Source organism: Caballeronia sp. GAWG1-1 (assembly GCF_023631465.1).
Classification (GTDB): domain Bacteria; phylum Pseudomonadota; class Gammaproteobacteria; order Burkholderiales; family Burkholderiaceae; genus Caballeronia.
In genome coordinates this window covers 1-874 of record NZ_JALQDB010000106.1, presented here as the reverse complement: position 1 = coordinate 874, position 874 = coordinate 1, and the positions used below count along the sequence as shown (strand labels likewise).

3 protein-coding genes are annotated in these 874 nt (G+C 55.5%); all 3 read left to right on the top strand.

Annotated features, from left to right (window positions below; translation table 11 throughout):
• Window positions 1-22: 22 nt before the first annotated feature.
• On the top strand, window positions 23-283 hold the full coding sequence (locus NCT03_RS33645) for a hypothetical protein (RefSeq protein WP_250495513.1): 261 nt from the start codon (window positions 23-25) through the stop codon (window positions 281-283).
• A 37-nt stretch (window positions 284-320) separates the two neighbouring features.
• Window positions 321-581, top strand: coding sequence for a hypothetical protein (locus NCT03_RS33640; RefSeq protein ID WP_244830526.1), 261 nt, complete (start codon window positions 321-323; stop codon window positions 579-581).
• A gap of 37 nt (window positions 582-618) precedes the next feature.
• On the top strand, window positions 619-874 hold a 256-nt coding region (locus NCT03_RS33635), incomplete at its 3' end, for a hypothetical protein (protein WP_250495512.1).

Genomic DNA, 874 nt, shown 5'->3' with positions numbered 1-874 from the left:
CCAACCACTTAGGAGATTCACCATGCTGACGATCAAAGACCTCGCCGCTTCCAAAGAACTCGGCCGTGCTGAAATGGGCGCTATCACGGGCGGTAGCTCGTTCTTCTCGAATGCCGGTATCAACAGCAACGTTCAAGCAGGCGGCGTGTCCTTCGCTTCGCCGCAAGCGAACATCGCACCTGTCACGCAAGTCGATGCATCGACCACCACCAACGTCGATCTCAAGACCGTCAACAAGTCGATTACCGCCGTGGGCAGCCTGCTCGGCGGCATGGCGCTTTAATTCACACCATCCAATCACATTGTTTAGGAGATTTATCATGCTGACCATCAAGAACCTCGTTGCTTCCAAGGAACTCGACCGCGCTGAAATGAGCGCCATCACGGGCGGTAATTCGCTCTTCTCGAACGCCGGTATCAACAGCAACGTACAAGCTGGCGGCGTGTCGTTCGCTTCGCCGCAAGCGAACATTGCACCTGTTTCGCAAGTCGATGCATCGACCACCACCAACGTCGATCTCAAGACCGTCAACAAGTCGATTACCGCTGTGGGCAGCCTGCTCGGCGGCTTGGCTCTTTAATTCTCACCATCCAAACACATTTCTTAGGAGATTTATCATGTTGACTATCAAGAACCTTGCTGCTGAGAAAGAACTCGATCGCGCTGCAATGGGCTCCATCGCGGGCGGCTTCTCGATCTTCTCGAACACCGGCGTCAACTCGAACTATCAGGCAGGCGGCGTGTCTTTCGCGAGCCCGCAAATCAACGTCGCACCGGTCACGCAGGTCGATGCCTCGCAACACACGAACGTGGACGTCAAGAGCATCACCAAGTCGGTCGATGCGCTCGGCAGCATGTTCGTCGGCATGAAGG

Excerpts from the sequence above, each read along its gene's own strand:
- NCT03_RS33640 (WP_244830526.1), top strand. The coding sequence starts at position 321 with ATGCTGACCATCAAGAACCTCGTTGCTTCCAAGGAACTCGACCGCGCT.
- NCT03_RS33645 (WP_250495513.1), top strand. The coding sequence starts at position 23 with ATGCTGACGATCAAAGACCTCGCCGCTTCCAAAGAACTCGGCCGTGCT.